Consider the following 3,434-nt stretch of genomic DNA (forward strand, 5'->3'; position numbering starts at 1 on the left):
CACATGGGCGAGCGAAAAACACTACCTGTGGGTTTCCAGCGCCAAGGAGTTCGCCAAGCCGCTTCCGCTGGAGCTGGCGCGAGGGGGAAATTAGCGATGCGATCTCTACTCTTCGGCAATCTCCTCATGCTATTGACTTCAGCCGGCGTCATGGCGGCCTGTGAAACTTCCACTTCAAACACCGCTGCGGTGATCGAGCCCTATCAGTTCGCGCTTGGACCGGGCCGGGGGGCGTTTGTTGTCTCTGCCGAGGACCAAGAATATTTCGTTTCTCAGTGTTTTGAAATCGATGGCGACAGCCAGAACGATTGCGGTGTGAATGAATGGGTCGATATACTCTCCCAGGGACATGGCCTGCTCCAAACCATCACCCATGGCGATTCCGACGGACTCGCAGTCGAAGCCTACTCTGATGAGCAGGATCGCGATACCGCCTGGGATATTCTCGAAGACAGCGGTTTCCCGATGGATCAACTTTACAAAGCTCAATCCTCAAATGGCTGGCACATCTCGATGAAGCCCTGGGCGATTGGCAGCCGCTTTGTGTCTGCGAAGACACTGGTCTACAATGGTTGCTGCTATAGTCACACGTATCACGACCAGGCTTGGCCCGGCGCGCGCTGCATACTTGGTTACAGTGGATCCTGCCCGACAAGTGAATTCGTGACTGACATCACGGCTTTCTGGCCGCGGATGGCAGGGGATGATCCCGACTATCGCAGTGTGGAAGGCGCCCTGGCCGGACTCGACATCGACAAGGCCGGGAATGATGATCACACGCTGTCGCCCTTTGTTCTATCAACATCGCCGGTACAAGATGCACAGATTCCCTCAGGAGGAAAGGATTTTGAAATCGTCCTGGACACCGAAACCAACCAAGTTGTCGACCCCCTGCGCGCCGAAGGTCCCTTTGCTCTTGAAGACGTTCATTGGGATGGAAAGCACAAGATCAAAGGAAAGATCATTCCCAATGGTGATGGAGCAGGGCAGATTATTGTCGATGCTTCGGTCGTGGCAAGCAACAACCACGATGAGCTGCTTCTAAATGGCGGTGTGGACTTTGAACTCAGGGTTCGGCACGACGAGGATCCGGCGGCAGAGATTCATGGTTTCTCTGTCCGGCAAGATCGAGCGGAGTGGAAAGTCTCAAGCCTCTTCAAGACTGCGGTCTTCCGCGTTGAGGAAGCGGCTGATGCAATGGGACCTTGGAGCGTCGTCAGGGATGGCATTCTTCCAGCCATCGGCCGCATGTCCGTTCCGCTTGCGGTGTCGTCCGGACAACTCTACCGGCTGGTTGAAATCGAAATCGGCGGTGATCTCCGGGTCCACGGCACAGCGTCAATCTACACCCCGGAATTCATCCCGGCAGCGACCCCACACACCATTGCAGGCCTCAGGCAGAAGATCGTCGAACTCAATGCGCTCCGTGCGGGAACGAGCTATGGCGGCGTGATGACCGGGGGCAACTCCAGGCTTGTCATCTATGCCTATCCTGCTCTGGTGGAAGCGGTGCAGTACGCCATCGCCGATTTTTGGGGGAATTGGTGGGGCGTCGATGTCGAGGTCATCAGCACAGGAACTTTCCCGTCTGAGCCGGAAGCCTTTCGGCAGGCGCTCAAGTCAGATATCGCCGGATACGATAACGGCGATACCCGGTTTCTGCTTGTGGGCGATGGTAACGATCACCGGCAGTTCACCGGCCCTGAGTATCCCCTACTGTGGTTACCCGAAAACGGATGGGAGGCCATCCGTCAAGGCTATCTCGGCAGTGGATACGAAGACCAATCGGCCCATGACCTCATTCCCACCTGGTACACCCCGGACATTCTGCCTCGGGATGAGAGCATGGCCTGGGTCACACCCTACCGCATGGGTGACATGATCTACATGGACACAGACACCGACAGTCTCGGTCTGCCTGACGTCATCGTCGGACGCTTGCCTTTCACCACGGAGGACGAGATCTATTCCTATGGATACAAACTGCAAGACTATCATGGAGGCTGGTACGGCGTCGGGAATGTCTCTTTTCTGGTCGGCGATCGCGACCATAACGGCGTGTCGGGCCAGACCGCCCGCGCTATCGCCGATGCTGTAGAGCAGATCGTACCCGGCGGGATCAGCATCAGCCACCTTTACGAATCGGACGTCCCGAATGACGCCGAGCGGAATACAGCCGCGGCCGACCTCTGGAATAGCGCATCACCGGGGGTCGTCTATCTCCTCAGCTCCGTCTCGAACCGGAGCTGGCCGGGGAATTTTTACGACCAGACGAATTTGGCTAATCCATGGGATATGGCGATGATTCATCCGTACGGTACGCATGCGGCCGTTGTGGTCGCCGCCAGCTGTAACTCGGGAGATTTCGCCCGAACCGAAGACAGCGATTTCGGTACGCCGATCGGCCACAAATTCCTGGCCGAAGCGGACAAGGGCGCCGTCATTTGGATCGGTCCCACGGCCGGCACCTGGCAGACCGGAAATGATCCGCTGGCCCGCTACCTCGCCGAGGAATTATTCAACCATGATGGCCGTCCGGTGGGCGACGCCTTCCTGGCCGCGGTTCGGCGAGTCATGATCGACTATGCGGATCAATCCGAGATACTGGCCACCGTGTCATCATACGTTTTCTTAGGTGATCCAATGGTTCCTCTGAATATGACAAATGTACCAGTTGCGGTCGAAGATTCGCCCACACCTTTGCGGTTGTTCTTCTCCCAGAACGCGCCCAACCCGCTCCACCCCGGCCAGGCATCAGTGTTTTCGCTCAGTCTGCCCCTGCGATCGGAGGTCGAACTCAATGTTTACGACGTGAGCGGCCGACGAGTGGTTGACCTGGTTCCGAAATCGCTCTGGGAATCGGGCCGGTACCGGATCACCTGGGACGGAAGCACAAAGGCCGGGTACCCCGCGGCCACCGGCGTATACAACGCGGTGCTTTCTGTGGATGACCGCAAGGCCTTTGCGAAAAAGGTTGTTATCGTTCGGTAGCAACATCGAATCCACTATCGACAGTTATTCCTCCAACGCCTCCCGGTACATCCGCAGCACCAGCGGATCGAACTCGTCCTCCATCCGCATCCGCACGAAAGCGATCGTCTCTTCATCCCCAAGGGCGATCAGATTCGATACCGCCGCGGCCCGAGCCATCGGGCGCGTTTCTTCCAAGGAGTGCTTCAATTGTACGAGTCCGGTGAACCCATCTTGATCAAAGCCTCCCATGACAGATGATGGATCCTGGCAGGGATCCCGGCTTGTCCCCGGAGGCAAGTATGCCTTGATGGGCACGACCATGGTTCCCGGTTTTAAATTCACCGATTATAAAGCGGCTGTTCGCACAGAGCTGATATCGAAATACCCCGAATTTGAAGAACTGATCAAGGAATTGACCTTGGATTAGCGGCCCCCGGGAGCCCCGCAATCACCTTGCAAAC

3 protein-coding genes are annotated in these 3,434 nt (G+C 57.0%); 2 read left to right on the top strand and 1 reads right to left on the bottom strand.

Annotated elements, in window-relative coordinates; translation table 11 throughout:
- Positions 1–96 precede the first annotated feature (96 nt).
- On the top strand, positions 97–2,991 hold the full coding sequence (locus KJ970_09985; GenBank protein ID MBU2691248.1) for a hypothetical protein: 2,895 nt from the start codon (positions 97–99) through the stop codon (positions 2,989–2,991).
- 24 nt (positions 2,992–3,015) lie between these two features.
- On the opposite strand, the gene KJ970_09990 is transcribed toward KJ970_09985, so the two are convergent.
- Entirely contained in the window at positions 3,016–3,222 is a 207-nt protein-coding gene (locus tag KJ970_09990) for a hypothetical protein (protein ID MBU2691249.1), read from the bottom strand.
- Between KJ970_09990 and KJ970_09995 the strand changes: the two genes are divergently transcribed.
- On the top strand, positions 3,221–3,400 hold the full coding sequence (locus KJ970_09995; protein MBU2691250.1) for a cupin domain-containing protein: 180 nt from the start codon (positions 3,221–3,223) through the stop codon (positions 3,398–3,400). The genes KJ970_09990 and KJ970_09995 overlap by 2 nt on opposite strands.
- The last annotated feature ends 34 nt before the right edge of the window (positions 3,401–3,434 follow it).

It is taken from the genome of Candidatus Eisenbacteria bacterium, assembly GCA_018831195.1.
Lineage (GTDB): Bacteria > Eisenbacteria > RBG-16-71-46 > CAIMUX01 > JAHJDP01 > JAHJDP01.